The organism is Sphingobium sp. B11D3B (genome assembly GCF_025961735.1).
Taxonomy (GTDB): Bacteria; Pseudomonadota; Alphaproteobacteria; order Sphingomonadales; family Sphingomonadaceae; genus Sphingobium.
On sequence record NZ_JAOQOF010000001.1, the window covers coordinates 1340977 to 1359985 of the forward strand.

A 19009-nucleotide genomic window follows, 5' to 3' on the forward strand; every position below is an offset into this window, starting at 1 on the left:
TTAGCGCCCTTCGCCAGCCGTCGGCGTGCGCGCAGCCGGCGCTGCAGCGGCAGGCTGCTGCTGCTGCTGACCACCGGGCTGCCAGCCCTGCGGCGGCGTGATGCTGACGGACGGGACCAGCGCGTTGATCTCCTGCACGAGCAGACGGGTGACGTCCGCCGTGGGCTGGAAGGCTTCTGCGGCTTCCGCCTTCACCAGCAGGTCGATCTTGTTCTTGGTCATCACGTTGCGCATGGCCTCGGGCAGCTTGGCGCCGATCTGCTCGAGCACATAGGCGCGGGCGAGCTGGAGCGGCTGCTCGAGACGCTGCAGTTCGGCCTGCGCTTCCTGCGCGCGACGCTGCAACTCGTTATACTGGTTCTGCAGGGTGGTCTGCGTGGCAGCGGGCGGGTTCTGGCCAGCGGCCTGCGCTGCGGTCTGCAGCGCAGTCTGCTTCTGCTGAATCTCGGTCTGCAGCGCAGTGCGACGCGTGTTGATCTGGTCGATATTCGACTTGTAGGTCACCTGCATCTGCTGGCTGGCCGTGGTGGCCGCGCTCGACTGGCCAATCGCCTCGTCGATGTTGACGACGGCAATCGCCTGCTTGACCTGTGCGGAAACCGGCGCAGAAACGCTGAGGGCCGCGACCGATGCCGTTGCGAGCGCAACAGCGGAAAAGATGGAGTTACGCATCAGAATTGTGTCCCTATGTTGAAGGTTACAAGCTTGGTATCATCGCCGTCGACCTTCACCAGGGCCTTGGCGATATCGATCCGGAACGGACCGAAGGGCGAATTCCAGTTCACGCCGAAACCGACCGACACGCGCGGTTTGGGGCTGTCGCCGAGGAAGACTTCCTTGAAGCCACCAATCGACGTTACGTAAGGCGTCGTACCGGAAGGACAGCTAGCGCCATCGGGAATGGACGAAAGCGAACTGGCGGTCGTGTCGGTCGCAGGTGTGATGCACTGCCTCAAGCCGCTGGCATCCCGGATGGGAAAATCGATGTTCTGGGGTAGGTCGATCAAGTTCGGACGACGGACGCCGAAGACGGCACCGGCATCAACGAACACTGACGGACGCAGGCCCATGTCGCGCGCGCCGGCACCAAGCGGAATCTCGATCTCAAAGTGCGTGAGATAGTAAGCGCGGCCGCCCAGAGCGTCGTCGGACCACTGGTCGCGGTTTTCACTGAGCCCGATGACGTTATTATTCTCGTCGTACAGATAAGGCTTGCGCACGATGCGCGGCCCGACGCCGCGAATATCGAAACCGCGCAATTGCGGCTCACCCAGGAAGAAGCGATCGACGAGGCGGACGGGGTCGGAATTCGGCCCCGCGCCATCTTCGAACGAATGGATGTAGCCAGCCTCGCCCTTCACCGAGAAGATGAAGCCGCCGCCGAGCGGCCAGTATTTATCGGCAGAGAGACGGTTGCGCAGGTAACGGACGTTACCGCCCAGACCGGCAAAGTCCTGACTGAACGTGATGCTGTGCCCGCGCGTCGGACGGATGCGGTTGTCCCGCATGTCGTAGATCAACGAATAGCCGATCGACGACGTGGTGCGCTTGCCGATGGCATCGCACAGGTACTGGCTTGCGCGCAGAGGGTCGCACTGGAAGTTGCCGGCCTGCTCACGGTCGGAATAATAGTTGGCCTTGTCCAGCGTCACGTCCTCGAATGAGAGGCCGTAGCGCAGCGCCAGCGACAGATATTCGGTAATCGGCAAACCGGCACGCAGCTGGAAGCCGGTGCGGACCTGGCTGTACAACGTGTTGCGGTCATTACCGGACAGGTAGTTGAATGAGTTCGTATCCTGCCGGAAGATATCGCCGCCCAGCGCGATGTTCTTGTCCAGGAAGTAGGGCTCGGTGAAGCCGACGTTCACGGACTTCGAATAGCTCGAATAATTGACCGAAGTGCGCAGTTCCTGGCCCATGCCGCGGAAGTTGCGCTGCGTGACCGACGCCGAGAGGATGAAGCGCTCAAGGCTCGAGAAACCAGCTGAGAGCTGAAGCTCACCGGTCGCCTTTTCCTCGACATTGGTTTCCAGCACGATGCGGTCGGGCGCGGAACCCGGCTTCTGGTCAATCTCCAGACGCTCCTGGAAGAAGCCCAGCGAGTTGATCCGGTCCTGCGAGCGGCGGACCTGGAACGTGTTGAACGCATCACCCTCGTGCAGACGGAACTCGCGGCGGACCACCTTGTCCTGCGTCAGCGTGTTGCCATTGATATCGATCCGCTCGACATAGACGCGCGGCGCGTTGGCGATACGGAAGGTGATGCCCATGGTGAGGTCTTCGCGGCTGCGATTGAACTCGGGCTGCACGTCGGCGAAAGCATAGCCGAACAGACCGGCGGTCTGGTTGAGCTGCTCGACCGTGTCTTCCACGGCCTTGGCGTTGTACCAGTCGCCCTTCTTCATCCGCAGCGAGCGGGACAGGCCCTCGGAACTGAGGTCGCGAATATCGCTCTGCACGGTCACGTCGCCGAACTTGTAGCGGTCGCCTTCCTCCACCACATAGGTGATGATGAAGTCCTGCTTGTTCGACGTCAGCTCGGCAACGGCCGACACGACGCGAAAATCGGCATAGCCCTGCGTCAGGTAGAACTGACGGACCTTCTGCTGGTCATAGGCCAGACGGTCGGGATCGTAGGTAGTGCCGGACGAGAAGACGCGGAACCAGCGCGACTGCTTGGTCGCCATCTCGCTGCGCAGCTGCCCATCGGAGAATTTGTCGTTGCCGATGATGTTGATCTGGCGGACCTTGGATTTCGGCCCTTCCGTGATCTCGTAGACGATGTCGACGCGGTTCTGGTCCAGCTGCACCAGCTTGGGATCCACGACCGCCGCGAACCGGCCCTGGCGACGATACAGCTCGATGATCCGGGCGACGTCCGCACGCACCTTGGAGCGCGTGTAGATCTGCCGGGGCGCCATGCGGATTTCGGGAAGGATCTTGTCATCCTTGAGGCGCTTATTGCCCTCCAGCACGATACGATTGATGACCGGGTTCTCGGTCACCTGGATGGTGAGCGCGCCCTGATTGTCGCGGATCTGCACATCCGAGAACAGTTCGCTGGCGTAAAGCTCGCGCAGCGCCTCGTCGAGCGTCTCGCGGGTGTATTTGTTGCCGATCCGCAGCTTGGTATAGGAGAGGACCGTGTCCCCCTCGAGGCGCTGGGCACCTTCCACCGTGATGGCGGAGATGGTGCGCTCTTCGGCGGTCACCGGCTGAACCGCAGGCGCGGAGGGCAGCGCGGGGGCCGGCTGCGCTGTGGCGCTTCCGGTGGCCTGTGCCATCGCCGGCACGGACCCGAAGCCCGCCAGGATGGTGCCACACAGGAGCAACGGCGCGAGGCGGCCCTGTGTCGATGAAATGCGTGCTGCTTCGCTCAAACTCAGATTCCTCGACATGTCCTGAATGCACTTCATCCGGGGAAGCCGCATCCGCGCTGCCTCCCCTGCCCCAACCCGATCAGCCAATCAAGCCGCTCAGCCCTCGCCAGACGCCAAACGACGCCAGATCGTTCAAAGTCACGAAGATCATCAGTCCCAGCAAAAGCGCGAGGCCCGACCGAAACGCCATTTCCTGAAAGCGTGGACTGACCGGCCTGCGCTGAATAGCTTCTATTCCGTAGAAGAACAAATGACCCCCGTCGAGCATGGGAATTGGCAAGAGATTGATGAACCCCAAGTTAATGGAGACCAGCGCAACGAAGGCAATCAGCGCCTCCGGCCCCAATGCCGCCTGCTCGCCGGAAATCTGCGCGATCTTAAGCGGCCCGCCCAGTTCATCGACCGAGCGTCGCCCGGTGACGATGTCGGCGAGGCCGCTCGCCATCATGCCGATCAGCTCGCCCGTGCGGCGCACGCCGACCCAGGGCGCCTCGAGCAACCCGACAGGGCGCGAAACCGATTCAAGGCTACGCACGCCGAGCGCGCCATAACGGAACTCGTTGCCGAATCGATCGACTTGAACGACCTCGCCGATCTTCACCGGAATCTGGCGCGCTGCCCCGCCACGCTCGACGGTGAGAGTGACCTCCTCGCCGGGCAGCTTGGTCACGATGATCTGGCGCAGCTCGCCAAACAGCTCCACCGGCTTGCCATCCACGCCGCGAATCTTGTCCCCGGACAGGATGCCGGCGCGGTCCGCCGCGGAATTGGCTTCCACCGCCGTCACGTCGGCCGGGGTGACATTCTCGCCATAGGCATAAGCAAAGCCGCCCAGAATGATCGCGGCGAACAGCAGATTGATAAGCGGCCCGGCCAGCACGATCAGCGCGCGCTTGCCGACCGACTTGGACTGGAAGGTGCGGTTGCGCTCATCCGGCGGCAGTTGCAGCCAGCTCGGGTCGGACTGGCTGGCCGCGTTCATGTCTCCGGCGAACTTGACGTAGCCGCCGAGCGGCAGCGCCGCGACGCGCCAGCGCGTGCCGCGCTTGTCATGCCAGGCGAAGACCTCCTTGCCGAAGCCGATGGAAAAGGTCTCGGCATGAACGCCGAACCAGCGGCCGACGAGATAATGTCCCAGCTCATGAACGAACACGAGCGGGCCGATGACCAGCAGGAACGCGAGGATCGTGAAGAAGAAACCGGGGTTATCGGTCAATTGATGAGCTCCGCCGTCAGCCGCTCGGCCATTGCACGCGCCGACCTGTCGATGGCCTGAACATCCTCGAGCGTAGCGATGCGGCCGGCGTCGCTCCGGGCTAGCACGTCTTCGACGATCCGGCCAATATCAAGAAAGCCGATCTGCCCATCGAGGAACGCGCCAACGGCGATCTCGTTGGCGGCATTGAGAATGGCCGGTGCGCCGCCGCCGGCCTGGATCGCCTCGCGCGCAAGGCGCAGCGCGGGGAAGCGCTCCTCATCGGGCGCCTCGAAGTCGAGCCGGCCAAGCGTGGCCAGATCGAGCGGTTCGCAGGGCGTCTCCATGCGCTGCGGCCAGGCCAAAGCGCTGGCGATGGGGATGCGCATATCCGGGCAACCCAGCTGCGCAATGGTCGACCGATCCCGATATTCGACCATCGAGTGAATGACCGATTGCGGGTGAACGAGGATCGAAAAGCGCTCAAGGCCGATGGGGAAGAGGTGATAAGCCTCGATTAGCTCCAGCCCCTTGTTCATCATCGTCGCGCTGTCGATGCTGATCTTGCGGCCCATCGACCAGTTGGGATGCTTGACCGCCTGCGCCGGCGTCACCGCGCGCATGGCCTCGCGGCTGAGTGTGCGGAACGGGCCGCCGCTGGCTGTCAGCGTGATCTTGCGCACGGCGTCGAGGCCGCCGCTTGCGAGGCACTGGAAGATCGCGTTGTGCTCGCTGTCGACCGGCAGCAGCGCAGCGCCACTGCGGGCGACGGCCGCCATCATGACGTCACCGGCCGAGACCAGCGCCTCCTTGTTGGCCAGCGCCACCGTCTTGCCCCCGGCGACCGCCGCAAGCGTCGGAGCCAGTCCCGCGCAGCCGACAATGGCGGCCATCGTCCAGTCCGCGCCCATTTGCGCCGCCTCGATCAGTGCCTCGCTGCCAGCGGCGACCTCGATGCCGCTACCGGCCAGCGCAGCCTTGAGCGCGTCATAGCGGCTCTCATTGGCGATGACGGCGCGGCGGGCGCGGTGCGTGACGGCGATCGCGGCGAGCTTGTCGACATCGTCCCCGGCGGTCACGGCCAGAACCTCAAACGCCTCCGGCTCGCGCGCGATGAGATCGAGCGTGGAGGTGCCGACCGACCCGGTCGCGCCGAAGACGGAAACTGTGCGCGGCGCGATCATCCCAGCATCCCTCCTGCGCTGGCCAGAGCAGCCAGAATGGCGGCCAGCAGCAGGCCGTCCACCCGATCGAACATGCCGCCATGGCCGGGGATGAGATTGCCGCTATCCTTCACGCCCGCACGCCGTTTCATCCAGCTTTCGAAGAAATCGCCGACTTGCGCCACCACTGCGATGGCCGCGCCGAGCAGCGCGCTGACCAGCACGAAGCCGGGCTGCAGGCTCACGCTGGCGACAACCGCCACCAGCAATGCCGAGGCGGTCATGCCGCCGCCCAGCCCCGCCCAGGTCTTGGAGGGGCTGATCGCCGGGGCGATCTTCGGTCCGCCAATCGTCCGCCCGGCGAAATAGGCGCCCACATCCGTCGCGATGACGATGCCGATGAGCAACCAGCGCGTCGCAGCGCCCAAAGACAGCAGCGCCAGCGCCGCGCCGCCAATATAGATCAGCCCGAAGAGCAGCCAGAGCACGCGGGCGAGCGTGCCATCGGGAAAGCGCCGGACAAGGCCGCGCCATTCCCAGAAAACGAGGGCGCTCACCAGCGCCACCAGCAGGATCAGCACCGCGCCATCGGCCCACAAAGCCAGCCCGGCGCCGACCAGCAGCACGATCGCCGAGCCGGTGCGAACCGCCAGATCGGAGCGAGGCGCGCGTTCGGCCATCATCGCCCTCCGTACCGGCGTTCGCGGCAGGCGTAGCTTTCCACCGCGGCTGCCAGCGCCGCCTCATCGAAGTCCGGCCAGAGCGTCTCGGTGAAATACAGCTCGGCATAGGCCGCCTGCCAAAGCAGGAAGTTGGAGAGGCGCACTTCGCCCGAGGTGCGGATCAACAGATCGAGCGGCGGCAGGTCGGCAGTGTCGAGCTGCGCCGCGATGACAGCGGGCGTGATCGCCTCTGGTGCCAGCGTGCCGGCCTGCACCTGCTGGGCAAGAGCGCGCATCGCGCGAGCTAGTTCGTCCTGCGACCCATAATTGAGCGCCACCACCAGCGTGGACGCGGTGTTGGCGGCGGTGCGCGCCACGGCGGCATCGACCATCGCTGCCGCTTCCGGCTCGAAGGCATGGTGATTGCCGATGATCTTCAGCCGGATGCCGGCCTCGTGCAGATCGTCCACTTCCGCGCGGAGAAACTGCTTCATCAGGCCGGTCAGGTCGGCAATCTCGTCCTCGGGCCGCTTCCAGTTTTCAGACGAGAAGGCATAGAGCGTCACGCATTCAATGCCGAGCTTGGATGCAGCGCGCAGGGTGCGGCGCACGGCCTCGGCTCCGGCGCGATGACCGGCGACGCGTGGCAAGCGGCGCGCCTTCGCCCAGCGACCATTGCCATCCATGATGATCGCGACATGGCGCAGCACAGCCCCTTCCCCGCCGGTCTGGGCGGGGGTCGGCGCGGCCTTGCGCGTCATCCTGGACCTCAAAAGGCTCATAAATAGCCCTGGCCTCTCCCTCGGCAGTCGAAGGACGGATTATTTGCCAAGGATTTCCTTTTCCTTCGCCTGCGCTGCCGCATCGATATCCGCTATGGTCGAATCGGTGAGCTTCTGCACGTCGGCTTCGGCGCGCTTGCGCTCGTCCTCGCTGATCTCGCCCTTCTTCTCGTCGGTCTTCAGATTGTCCATGCCGTCGCGGCGGACGTTGCGGGCGGCGACGCGCGCCTTCTCGGCATATTGGCCGGCCAGCTTGGCGAGTTCCTTGCGGCGCTCTTCGGTCAGGTCGGGAATCGGCAGGCGGACGTTCTGCCCGTCGACGATCGGATTAAGGCCAAGCCCCGCCGAGCGGATCGCCTTGTCGACCGGGCCGACATTGGACTTGTCCCACACCTGCACGGAGAGCAGGCGCGGCTCCGGCGCAGAAACGGTCGCGACCTGATTGAGCGGCATCTTGGCGCCGTACACCTCTACGGTGATGGGATCGAGCAGGCCCACATTGGCCCGGCCCGTACGCAGCCCGTTCAGATCGTGCTGGAGCGCGTCGACGGCGCCTGCCATGCGGCGCTCCAGATCAGCCTTGTCATATTTTGCCATCTTGCCTCTCCGATGAACCTAGCGACCGCTGTCGACCAGGGTCGAAACGCCCTCGCCGCGCAGCACGCGGGCAAGGTTGCCCTGCTCGCGAATGTTGAACACGATGATGGGAATGGCGTTGTCGCGGCACAGCGCCACGGCGCTGGCATCCATCACCTTGAGATTTTGTGTGAGCACCTGATCGTAACTCACGCGATCAAAACGCTTTGCGGAGTCGACGAGCTTGGGATCGGCATCATAGACGCCATCGACCGACGTGCCCTTGTAGAGCGCATCGCAGCTCATCTCGGCTGCACGCAGCGCCGCGCCGCTGTCCGTCGTGAAATAGGGATTGCCGGTTCCAGCGGCGAAGATCACCACCCGCCCCTTCTCCAGATGCCGCTGCGCGCGGCGACGGATATAGGGCTCGCAGACGCTGGCCATGGGAATGGCGGATTGCACGCGCGTCGCGACGCCCAGATGCTCAAGGGCATCCTGCATAGCGAGCGCGTTCATCACGGTCGCCAGCATCCCCATGTAATCGGCATTGGCGCGGTCCATGCCCTGCGCCGCCCCGGCCATGCCACGGAAGATGTTGCCGCCACCGATCACCAGACAGATCTCGAAGCCGGATTCCTTGGCTTCCTTCACTTCCCCGGCCACGCGCGCGACAGTGCCCGGATCGATGCCGAAGCTCTGAGCCCCCATCGCGGCCTCGCCCGAGAGCTTGATGAGAATGCGCTTGGGGGCGGTGGTGGTCATGAATGCCTAACAAATTCCAGAGACGGGAGCGGCGCGGACCTTAGTAAGCCCGCGCCGCCATGCCAAGCACCGAGCGCGCCCGGTGCGTAATAAATGAAGGAAAGGATCAGGCGCCGACGGCGGCTGCGACCTCTGCCGCAAAATCCTTCTCTTCCTTCTCGATTCCTTCGCCGAGCTGGAAGCGGACATAGTCCTTGAGGACGATGGTCGTGCCCGCATCCTTCGCGGCCTTGGCCACGACGTCCGCGATCGGCGTCTTGTTGTCCATCACGAAGATCTGCGAGAGCAGCGCCTGCTCCTTGGCGAACTTCGCCACGGCGCCGTCGACCATCTTGGCGACGATGTCGGCGGGCTTGCCCGACTCGGCAGCCTTCTCCGCCGCGATCTTGCGCTCGCGGTCGAGAATCTCGGACGGAATGTCCTCAGCCTTGAGCGCGACCGGGAAAGCCGCCGCGATGTGCATGGCGATCTGCTTGCCGAGCGGGGCGAGCACGTCGGCACCGGCCGGGCTCTCCAGCGCGACGAGCACGCCGATCTTGCCGAGTGAGGGCGCGACGGCGTTGTGCATGTAATCGATGACCAGACCCTGATCGACCGACACCGCCTTCACGCGACGCAGCTGCTGGTTTTCGCCGATGGTGGCGACATTGGTCACCAGCGCATCGTTGATCGTGCCACCGGCTGGGTGCGGCGCGGCCAGCAGGGCCTCGGCATCGCCGATGGCGTTCTTGAGCGCCACGTCGCCCGCCGTGCGGACGAAGCCCTGAAACTGATCGTTCTTGGCGACGAAGTCCGTCTCGCTGTTCACTTCAACGGCAACGCCGCGCGTGCCATCGACAGCCACGACCACGAGGCCCTCGGCTGCGGTGCGGCTCGACTTCTTCTGCGCGGCGGCAAGGCCCTTGGCGCGCAGCCAGTCGACTGCGGCTTCCACGTCACCATTGGTTTCGGCAAGCGCCTTCTTGCAGTCCATCATGCCAGCGCCCGAGCGCTCGCGCAGTTCCTTGACGGCGGCTGCGGTAATCTCTGCCATGTCTCTTGTTCCTCAAATCTCGAATTCAATATTGCCAGATGTCAGGCGGGCGCCAGGATCGTTCCCGATCCGGCGCCCTGCCCGCACATTGTTGCGTGCGTTTGACGGCGCCGATCAGGCCTGCGCGAGCGCTTCCTCAGCCGGCGGCTCGTCCATGGCGCCAAGGTCCATGCCGGATGCCGCTGCGGCGTTCTGGTTGCCGCGGGTCGCAGCCTGGGCCAGAGCCTCGCAATAGAGGCGGATGGCGCGGCTGGCGTCGTCATTGGCCGGAACAGGGAAGGCGATGCCCGACGGATCGACGTTCGAGTCGAGAACCGCGACCACCGGGATACCCAGCGTGTTGGCTTCCTTGATCGCCAGCTCTTCCTTGTTGACGTCGATGACGAACATCACGTCCGGAATGCCGCCCATATCGCGGATGCCGCCGAGGGACAGCTCGAGCTTGTCGCGCTCGCGCGTCATCTGGAGCACTTCCTTCTTGGTGAGGCCGTGGGTGTCACCCGACAGCTTCTCCTCAAGCGTCTTGAGACGCTTGATCGAGCCGGAAATGGTCTTCCAGTTGGTGAGCATGCCGCCCAGCCAGCGGTGATTGACGAAGTGCTGACCCGAACGACGGGCGGCCTCGGCAATCGGCTCCTGCGCCTGGCGCTTGGTGCCGACGAACAGCACCTTGCCGCCAGCGGCGACCGTCGCGGACACGAAGTCCAGCGCGCGGGCGAAGAGGGGAACGGTCTGCGAGAGATCGAGAATGTGGATGCCGTTCCGCTCCCCGAAGATGTACGGCTTCATGCGGGGATTCCAGCGGTGCGTCTGGTGGCCGAAGTGCGCGCCGGCCTCGATCAATTGGTGCAGGGTGACGACGGGTGCCGCCATAATATATCTCCTTCCGGTTGAGCCTCTGGGATTCAGTGACCGCGAAGCGGCACCGGTATGTGGCGAATCCCATGTGGGTTAGACGCGCGCCCTTAGACCAAGCCCGACAGGAGCACAAGCCTGCACATCACGCTTGACAGGCGGCGAGAACAAGAACAAATAGTGAACATAAAGCCATGGCGATGCTGTGGACACAGGAAAGGGACGACGATGTTCTATATTCTGGGATGTGCCTTGTTTGCGGTTGCGGCGACTTTGGCGGCGACGATCATGGTCCATGAACTGCGCCTGCGCCATGGCGCGATGATACGCGCCCTGCGGACGCTGGATCTGGAAGGTTGGACGCCCGAACGTGCCGGGCAGCGGCAGACGGCACAGCCCGTCGCCGCGACAGGCCTCAGCCTTGCGATAGCGATGCCGCCACGAGCCGCCGCTTGACTCGAGCGTAGCTGACCAGCCCGACCGGCAGCAGCGCGATGTATGCCAGCGACAGCAGAAGCAGGGCATGCCACGGCGCAACCATCAGGCTCGCGGCGAAGATGCCGGCCAGCAGAATGGCGAACAGGCGCCAGGCCGGCGGCACGCGGAGCCCCTTCCAGCCCAGCGTCGGCAGGCTGGAGATCATCAGGAACGCCGAAATGATGATCCACGGGGCGACAAGCCGCCAGTCGCGGAACACGTCCAGCCCGGTGATGAACCAGGCATAGAGGGGCAGCAAAGCAATGCCGGCGCCCGCCGGAGCAGGCACGCCGGTGAGAAAACCCGCGGCCTTGCGCGGCTGATCGATGACATCGAGGCTGGCATTGAAGCGCGCGAGGCGAAGCGCGCAGCTGAGCGCCAGCACCAGCGCGACGATCCAGCCAAAGCGCGGCATGGACTGCAGCGACCAGAGATAGACGAGAAGCGCTGGCGAGACGCCGAAGGCAATCGCATCCGAGAGCGAATCGAGTTCCGCGCCGAAGCGACTGTCCGCCCGCAGCAGGCGCGCGACACGTCCGTCGACCCCATCGAGCACGCCGGCAAAGATGATCGCCGCGACGGCAAGCTGCCATTCACCGGAAATGCCATAGCGAATGGCGGTGAGACCAAAGCAGAGCGCCATCGCCGTAATGGCGTTCGGTGCAACCTGACGCAGCGTGATGCCGCGGCTCATCCGGGCGATGGGACGCGGTCGCGCCATTATATCAAATCCGAAACAGGCGCGGGGCCGCCAATGGGCGCGCCAAGCGAGCGAGGCCTCATTGCAGCACAGCCGTGGCGGACTGGTTCTCGCCCAGATGCGCCAGGATCGTTTCGCCGGCGACGGTATGCGTGCCAAGCGCGACCTGCGGCGCCGTGCCGGCAGGGAGATAGACGTCCACGCGGCTGCCGAAGCGGATCAACCCGACGCGCTGGCCTGCCGCGACGATATCGCCGCGCTTGACGAAAGGAACGATCCGCCGCGCGACCAGCCCAGCGATCTGCGTGAAGCCCACCCGCACGCCATCGCTGCGCTCGACCAGAATGTGCTGGCGCTCATTGTCTTCGCTGGCCTTGTCCAGGTCCGCATTGACGAACTTGCCACTGATATAGACGACATCCTTGATGGTGCCGCTGATCGGGGTGCGATTGATGTGGACGTCGAACACGCTCATGAAGATAGAAACCCGTGTCATGGGTTCGGTTCCAAGCTTGTCTGGTCCGAGCATCTCCGGCGGGGGCGGAACGACCTGAATCAGGGTCACCAGCCCATCCGCCGGCGCGATGATTGCGCGCTCGTCCTGCGGCACGGCGCGGATGGGATCGCGGAAGAAGGCGAACACCCAAAGCGTCACGCCGACCATCAGCCAGGCCAGGATCGACCAGCCCATCAAGGCAAAAATGAGGGTAATCGCAGCGGCAATCGCCCCAAAGCGCCGCCCCTCCGGGTGAACCGATGGGAAACTCCACTTGACGCTTGTCCGTGAAGGCGCGACCGGCTGCGTGCCCGAAAATTCTGTTGTCATGGGCTCTGTTTAGGGTGAGCCGCCGCCCGGCACAATCCCCGCCGGCCCAAACAGGCCTGCCACGCGGCATAAATCGCCCGACATCAGCCTCTCATGCGTGGCCAGGGCAGTTGATCATCGCCGCGACCTTCCCTAGAGGCATGCTGAAAGGTCCTGCCGCGCGCGTTCGCGGCGGCCCCAGCGACATCGAACAGGGAACATGGCACGCATGAGCAAGATCAAGGTGAAAAATCCGATCGTCGAGATCGACGGCGATGAGATGACCCGGATCATCTGGGAATGGATCCGCGAGCGGCTCATCAAGCCTTATGTCGACGTCGACCTTCACTATTATGATCTGAGCGTCGAAGAGCGTGACCGCACCAACGACCAGATCACCATCGATTCCGCCGAGGCGATCAAGAAGTACGGCGTCGGCGTGAAGTGCGCCACGATCACGCCGGATGAGGCGCGCGTCGAGGAGTTCAACCTCAAGCAGATGTGGAAGTCGCCGAACGGCACGATCCGCAACATTCTGGGCGGCGTCGTGTTCCGCGAGCCGATCGTCATCAAGAATGTGCCCCGCCTGGTGCCGGGCTGGACCGACCCGATCGTGATCGGCCGTCATGCCTTTGGCGATCAGTATCGCGCCACCGACTTCCTCGTGCCCGGTCCCGGCAAGCTGCGTCTGGTGTTCGAGGGCGACGATGGCAAGGTGATTGACCGCGAAGTCTTCCAGTTCCCCGGCTCGGGCGTCGCCATGTCGATGTACAATCTCGACCAGTCGATCATCGATTTCGCCCGTGCATCCATGAACTATGCGCTCGACCGCAAGTGGCCGCTATACCTCTCCACCAAGAACACGATCATCAAGGCCTATGACGGTCGCTTCAAGGATCTGTTCCAGGACGTTTTCGACCGTGAATTCAAGGACAAGTACGCGGCTGCTGGCATCGAATATCAGCACCGCCTGATCGACGACATGGTCGCGGCCGCACTCAAGTGGAGCGGCAAGTTCGTATGGGCGTGCAAGAACTATGACGGCGACGTTCAGTCGGACACCGTGGCGCAGGGCTTCGGCTCGCTCGGCCTGATGACCTCCGTCCTCATGTCGCCCGACGGCAAGACGGTCGAGGCCGAAGCCGCGCATGGCACCGTGACCCGTCACTATCGCCAGCACCAGCAGGGCAAGGCGACCTCGACCAACCCGATCGCTTCCATCTTCGCCTGGACCGGTGGCCTCAAGTTCCGTGGCAAGTTCGACGAGACGCCGGACGTCGTCCGCTTTGCCGAGACGCTGGAGCGCGTCTGCGTGCAGACGGTGGAAAATGGCGAAATGACCAAGGACCTCGCGATCCTCATCGGGCCGAATCAGGCCTGGATGACCACCGAGCAGTTCTTCGAGGCGATCCGCCGGAACCTCGAAGCTGAAATGAGCAACTGGTCCTAAAGACCTGAAGGGGGCGCTTCGATGGGGTCAACCACGCTCGAAGCGCCCTCCTCCCTCCCTGCGGTACGCCCGCACCCTGGCCTCCCGCCCACTCGCCCGAGCGGACTGATCCGATGATCCACGGCACGTTCGGCAGCCAGACCTTCAACGAGGCGCTGGTCATTCTCGGCGCGGCGGGCCTCGTGATCCCCGCCTTCGCACGCTTCCGCATCAGCCCGATCATCGGCTTCATTCTCGTCGGCCTGCTGGTTGGCCCCTTCGGCCTCGGCCGGTTCGTCAGCGCTTATCCGGCGCTCGCCCATGTGACGATCTCGCGGGAATCGGCGATCACCGCCTTTGCCGAACTCGGCATCGTCATGCTGCTCTTCTCCATCGGCCTGGAACTGTCGTTCAAACGCCTGTGGTCGATGCGCAAATTCGTCTTCGGCATCGGTGCGGCGGAACTGCTCGGCAGTGCCACGCTGATCGGTGGCGGGATGCTGCTGCTCGGTAGCAGCCTATATGCCGCCATCGGCTTGGGCCTCGCCCTCTCCCTCTCCTCGACGGCGCTCGTCATGCCGATCGCGGGCACGCACTCGGCGGTCGGCAAATCCGCGTTCGGCATGTTGCTCTTCGAGGATCTGGCGCTCGTGCCCATCGTCTTCGCACTTGGTGCCATGGCGCCCAATGTCGCGGACGATGGCTGGGAAAATCTTGCCACCGTCCTGTTGACCGGCGGCCTCGCCGTCCTCGCCTTGCTGATCGGCGGGCGCTTCATGCTCCCCCGCCTCTTCGCACAGGCGGCGCGGGCCAAGCGGCCCGAGGTCTTTCTGGCGGCAAGCCTGCTCGTGGTGATGGTCTCCAGCCTGCTCACCACGGCGGCAGGCCTCTCGCCCATCGTCGGCGCGCTGGTCGCGGGCATTCTGATTGCCGAAACCGACTATCACGGCCAGGTCGAAGGCATGACCGAGCCGTTCAAGGGCCTGGCGCTGGGCGTCTTCCTGATCACGGTCGGCATGGCGATCGATCCGGTCGCCCTGGTCGCGCAATGGGATGGGTTGCTGCTCGCGATCACCGGCGTTGTGCTTGCCAAGGTGGCGGTCACCAGCCTGCTGCTGCGGCTTGCGGGCGCGCGGCGCGGGGTGGCGCTGGAAACAGGCATCCTGATGGGCAGCCCGTCGGAAACGACGCTCATCGTGCTGGCGAGCGCCGTGACGGCCAATCTCATCAGCCCCGGGACGGCGGCGTTCTGGCAAATGGCCACCGCCATCGGCCTCACCCTCACCCCCATCCTCGCCAAATTCGGGCATCGCATGGCCCGGCGGGTCGAACGGGATGCGCTGGAGCCGGATAGCACCGACACTGACGACGATGCGCGCGCCGCCATCATCCTCGGCTTCGGCCGCGTCGGCCGCACTGTCGCGGATCTCTTGCGCGTGCATGAGGTGCCCTATGTGGCAGTGGAGAACGACATCGATATCGTCGCGCAGGCCCGGGCGGAGGGCTACACCGTCCAATTCGGCGATGTGTCACGCCCCGACACACTCGATCGACTGAGACTCGGGCGCGCGCAGGCGCTCATCATCACCATGGACGACCCGGTGCTGGCGATGCGCGTCACCAATCGCGTGCGGGGCTGGCTGGACGATCTGCCGATCATCGTGCGAGCACGGGACACCACCCACGCCGCGCAACTCTATCGGGCCGGCGCAAGCGACGCGGTGCCGGAGACGCTGGAAAGCTCACTGCATCTCGCCGAGACCGCGCTGGTGGACCTCGGCCTGCCCATGGGGCCCGTGATCGCGTCCGTGCACCAGAAGCGCGAAGACTTGCAGAATGAGATCAAGGCGGCGGCGGAACTCGACGTCGCGCCGCGGCTGCGGAGTCGACGGCTGGGGGAAGCGAACGGTCCCGCCTGAGCCCAACTCGCCGCTAGCGCGGCTCGTGCTCGGTTCCGCTGCCCGGGGTGATGAACAGCAGTTCCACCTCTCCGGCAGCATCCGCCGTGTGCCAGACATTGGCGGGGTTAATCGCATAGGCGCCGGCGGAGAGCGCAACATGGGTTTCCGTGCCATCGTCCGCGCGCTGCCGCAGCGTCACGGAGCCGGCGATGCAATATACGATTTCTTCGCCGAGCGGATGCCGCTCCCACATCGACCAATTGCTGCTGAAGCGATAGGCGCTGACCAGGCGGCCATCTGCGCCATCGCCGCCATGGCGGGCATCATAGGCGGCATACCATGCCGGATCGGAGGTCATAGCCGGCTGTGCCACGGCCTTACCGCCCCGCGCGAGGTGGATGGGATAGGTGCTGAGCGACTTCGGCGTCATGGATCGTCTCCCACACAGGAGCCGGCCGGACCGAGAGGTCTGCCCTCCCCCGTTCAGCGCCCCGTTAGCCCTGCGCGATGCGCGCCTTGATCGCCTCGATCGCCGCCGGGGCAGCCGAACCGTCCGGGCCGCCACCCTGCGCCATATCCGGGCGACCGCCGCCGCCCTGCCCGCCCAGCGCAGCCACGCCGAGACGAACCAGATCGACAGCGCTAAACGTGCCGGTCAGATCGTCGGTCACGCCGGCCGCGATGCTCGCGCGCCCGTCATTCACCGCGATGACGACGGCGATGCCGCTGGCAAGCCGGCCCTTGGCGTCATCCACCAGACCGCGCAGCCCCTTGGGGTCGAGCCCATCGAATTGCTGGGCGAGAACCTTGTAGCCATTGACGATCTCTGGCGCAGCCTCAGCCGAAGCGCCGCCGCCCGATGCGCCGGCCAGTGCGAGCGCCTTCTTGGCTTCGGCCAGCTCGCGCTCCAGCTTGCGGCTCTGTTCGGCCAGCGCGGCCACGCGGGCCGTTGCGTCCTCGGGCGTCGTCCGCAAGGTCGTGGCGATGGCGCGCAATTGCTCGTCGCGCTGCGTGAGCCACAGGCGCGCGGCCTCTCCGGTCAGCGCCTCGATCCGACGGACACCGCTGGCAACGGCGCTTTCCCCCACGATCTTGAACAGCGCGATGTCGCCCAGGGCGCGCACATGGGTGCCGCCGCACAGCTCGACCGAATAGGTGCCCTCATCGCCCGTGCCCATGGAGAGCACGCGCACTTCGTCGCCATATTTCTCGCCGAACAGCGCCATGGCGCCGGCAGCAATCGCGTCGTCCGGCGACATGAGGCGCGTGCTGACCTCGGCATTGCCGCGAATCTGCGCGTTCACATCGGCCTCGACCCGCGCGATCTGCGCCGGCATGAGCGCCTCGGGATGCGAGAAGTCGAAGCGCAGCCGGTCTTCCGCGACGAGGCTGCCCTTCTGGGTCACATGCGGGCCGAGCGTCTTGCGGAGCGCAGCGTGCAACAGGTGCGTGGCGCTGTGATTGGCGCGTACGCGCGCACGGCGGGCGGCATCGACCTCCATGTGGACGATATCGCCAATGGCGATTCGCCCGGCCTCGATGCTCGCCTGATGGGCGTGAAGACGGCCCAGGGGCTTGGCGGTGTCCGAGACAGTCGCGGACAGCCCATCTGACTTGCTGATCCGACCGGTATCGCCTGCCTGGCCGCCGCTCTCCCCATAAAAGGGCGTCTGATTGGTGACGATGGTCACGCTCTCGCCGGCCTGCGCCTGCTCGACGCGAGCACCATCCTTGACCAGCGCGACCACGCGACCCTCACCGGCTTCGCTCAGATAACCGGTAAACTCGGTCGATCCCTCGCTCTCGGCAATATCGAACCAGACGTCTTCCGATGCCTTCTGGCCCGACCCCTTCCAAGCGGCGCGCGCGGCGGCCTTCTGGGCCGCCATGGCCGCGTCGAAGCCGGAGCGGTCGACGGTGAGGCCCTGGGCGCGCAGCGCGTCTTCGGTCAGATCGTAAGGGAAGCCGTAGGTGTCATAGAGCTTGAACGCCGTGTCGCCGGGCAGCGTCGCGCCTGTCGGCAGACCGGCCACGGCTTCGTCCAGCAGCTTGAGGCCCTTGTCCAGCGTCTGCCGGAAGCGGGTTTCCTCGCGCAGCAGCGTTTCCTCGATCAGCGGCTGGGCGCGGATCAATTCGGGGAAAGCCGCGCCCATTTCCGCGCTCAGGCCGCCAACCAGGCGGTGCATCAGCGGCTCGGCGGCACCGAGCAGATGCGCATGGCGCATGGCGCGGCGCATGATCCGGCGCAGCACATAGCCGCGGCCCTCATTGGCTGGCAGCACGCCATCGGCAATCAGGAAGCCCGCCGAACGCAGATGGTCGGCAATGACGCGATGGCTGGCGGCCTGCTCGCCTTTTGCCGACGTCTTGGTCAGCGCGGCGGACAGATCGATCAGCGCCCGGAACTGGTCGGTATCGAAGACGCTATGCACGCCCTGGATGACCGTGGCCGCGCGTTCGAGGCCCATGCCGGTGTCGATGGACGGACGCGGCAGATCGCCGACGATTTCGCCGCCCAGCTGCTCGAACTGCATGAAGACGAGATTCCAGATCTCGACGAACCGGTCGCCATCTTCATCGGGCGAACCCGGAGGCCCACCGGGCACGTCCGGACCATGATCGTAGAAGATTTCAGAACAGGGGCCGCATGGGCCATCATCGCCCATCGACCAGAAATTGTCTTTGGTCGCGATGCGGATGATGCGCTCGTCCGGCAGGCCGATTTTTTTCCAGTAGCCAAATGCCTCGTCATCGGTGTGATAGACCGTGACCAGCAGCCGATCCTTGGGCAGGCCGAGTTCGCGCGTGACGAACGTCCACGCCAGCTCGATGGCGCGTTCCTTGAAATAATCGCCAAACGAGAAATTGCCGAGCATCTCGAAGAAGGTGAGGTGCCGCGCGGTGTAGCCGACATTATCGAGATCGTTGTGCTTGCCGCCCGCCCGCACGCATTTCTGAGACGAGGTCGCCGTCTTGTAGGGGCGGCTCTCAAGTCCCGTGAACACATTCTTGAACGGCACCATGCCGGCGTTCACGAACATGAGCGTGGGATCGTTATTGGGCACGAGCGGCGCGGAAGGCACGATCTCATGACCATTGGCCCCGAAATAATCGAGGAACGCGCGGCGGATATCGTTGGTCGACGTCATGGACGAGCGATTAGGGGAAGCCGCAGCCGCCGACAAGCGGTGAGTGAACGGAAAATCGCGACCAAAATCCGATCGCCAGTCACAAGCACAGCTTCACGATTGCTCGAACTGCACAGCGCGTCCCTCATGCGACGCCACTG

General features: G+C 64.8%; 17 protein-coding genes. 3 read left to right on the top strand and 14 right to left on the bottom strand.

Going from position 1 to position 19009, the window contains the following annotated elements; translation table 11 throughout:
- From M2333_RS06345 to rpsB, 10 genes are all read right to left on the bottom strand, one after another.
- On the bottom strand, positions 1-672 hold the full coding sequence (locus M2333_RS06345; RefSeq protein WP_264572649.1) for an OmpH family outer membrane protein: 672 nt from the start codon (positions 670-672) through the stop codon (positions 1-3).
- Complete coding sequence (gene bamA, locus M2333_RS06350; protein WP_413716520.1) at positions 672-3284, bottom strand: outer membrane protein assembly factor BamA; 2613 nt, start codon at positions 3282-3284, stop codon at positions 672-674. The genes M2333_RS06345 and bamA overlap by 1 nt, the downstream gene beginning before the upstream one ends.
- 175 nt (positions 3285-3459) lie before the next feature.
- Positions 3460-4596 (bottom strand): M50 family metallopeptidase, encoded by a 1137-nt coding sequence (locus tag M2333_RS06355; protein ID WP_264570126.1) that lies wholly within the window; start codon positions 4594-4596, stop codon positions 3460-3462.
- Positions 4593-5759, bottom strand: coding sequence for a 1-deoxy-D-xylulose-5-phosphate reductoisomerase (locus M2333_RS06360; protein WP_264611202.1), 1167 nt, complete (start codon positions 5757-5759; stop codon positions 4593-4595). The genes M2333_RS06355 and M2333_RS06360 overlap by 4 nt, the downstream gene beginning before the upstream one ends.
- A complete protein-coding gene (locus M2333_RS06365) occupies positions 5756-6421 on the bottom strand; it encodes a phosphatidate cytidylyltransferase (RefSeq protein WP_264578728.1) in 666 nt (221 codons plus the stop codon). The genes M2333_RS06360 and M2333_RS06365 overlap by 4 nt, the downstream gene beginning before the upstream one ends.
- Positions 6418-7161 carry an isoprenyl transferase gene (locus M2333_RS06370; protein WP_264611203.1) on the bottom strand — a complete coding sequence of 248 codons (744 nt, stop codon included), beginning with the start codon at positions 7159-7161 and terminating at the stop codon, positions 6418-6420. Before M2333_RS06370 ends, M2333_RS06365 begins: the two co-directional genes overlap by 4 nt.
- A 60-nt stretch (positions 7162-7221) precedes the next feature.
- Positions 7222-7779, bottom strand: coding sequence for a ribosome recycling factor (frr, locus tag M2333_RS06375; RefSeq protein ID WP_264570122.1), 558 nt, complete (start codon positions 7777-7779; stop codon positions 7222-7224).
- Between the two features lie 18 nt (positions 7780-7797).
- On the bottom strand, positions 7798-8520 hold the full coding sequence (pyrH, locus tag M2333_RS06380; RefSeq protein WP_181559456.1) for a UMP kinase: 723 nt from the start codon (positions 8518-8520) through the stop codon (positions 7798-7800).
- A gap of 106 nt (positions 8521-8626) precedes the next feature.
- Positions 8627-9553: a translation elongation factor Ts gene (tsf, locus tag M2333_RS06385; protein ID WP_264570120.1), complete on the bottom strand. Its 927-nt coding sequence runs from the start codon at positions 9551-9553 to the stop codon at positions 8627-8629.
- Between the two features lie 114 nt (positions 9554-9667).
- Positions 9668-10426 carry a 30S ribosomal protein S2 gene (gene rpsB / locus M2333_RS06390; protein WP_181559454.1) on the bottom strand — a complete coding sequence of 253 codons (759 nt, stop codon included), beginning with the start codon at positions 10424-10426 and terminating at the stop codon, positions 9668-9670.
- 210 nt (positions 10427-10636) lie between these two features.
- Here rpsB and M2333_RS06395 point away from each other — a divergent pair, with 210 nt between their 5' ends.
- Positions 10637-10864: a hypothetical protein gene (locus M2333_RS06395; protein ID WP_264578727.1), complete on the top strand. Its 228-nt coding sequence runs from the start codon at positions 10637-10639 to the stop codon at positions 10862-10864.
- On the opposite strand, the gene M2333_RS06400 is transcribed toward M2333_RS06395, so the two are convergent.
- Complete coding sequence (locus tag M2333_RS06400) at positions 10824-11606, bottom strand: CDP-alcohol phosphatidyltransferase family protein (protein ID WP_264584893.1); 783 nt, start codon at positions 11604-11606, stop codon at positions 10824-10826. The genes M2333_RS06395 and M2333_RS06400 overlap by 41 nt on opposite strands.
- A gap of 58 nt (positions 11607-11664) precedes the next feature.
- Positions 11665-12411: a phosphatidylserine decarboxylase gene (locus tag M2333_RS06405; RefSeq protein WP_264570117.1), complete on the bottom strand. Its 747-nt coding sequence runs from the start codon at positions 12409-12411 to the stop codon at positions 11665-11667.
- A gap of 208 nt (positions 12412-12619) precedes the next feature.
- Here M2333_RS06405 and M2333_RS06410 point away from each other — a divergent pair, with 208 nt between their 5' ends.
- Together M2333_RS06410 and M2333_RS06415 are read left to right on the top strand one after the other, a co-directional pair.
- On the top strand, positions 12620-13840 hold the full coding sequence (locus M2333_RS06410; protein ID WP_264570116.1) for an NADP-dependent isocitrate dehydrogenase: 1221 nt from the start codon (positions 12620-12622) through the stop codon (positions 13838-13840).
- 113 nt (positions 13841-13953) lie between these two features.
- Positions 13954-15738: a cation:proton antiporter gene (locus tag M2333_RS06415; RefSeq protein ID WP_264611204.1), complete on the top strand. Its 1785-nt coding sequence runs from the start codon at positions 13954-13956 to the stop codon at positions 15736-15738.
- A 13-nt stretch (positions 15739-15751) separates the two neighbouring features.
- Here M2333_RS06415 and M2333_RS06420 read toward each other — a convergent pair whose 3' ends face one another.
- Positions 15752-16150 (bottom strand): cupin domain-containing protein, encoded by a 399-nt coding sequence (locus M2333_RS06420; protein WP_264611205.1) that lies wholly within the window; start codon positions 16148-16150, stop codon positions 15752-15754.
- A 64-nt stretch (positions 16151-16214) separates the two neighbouring features.
- Entirely contained in the window at positions 16215-18869 is a 2655-nt protein-coding gene (alaS, locus tag M2333_RS06425) for an alanine--tRNA ligase (RefSeq protein ID WP_264611206.1), read from the bottom strand.
- Positions 18870-19009 lie beyond the last annotated feature (140 nt).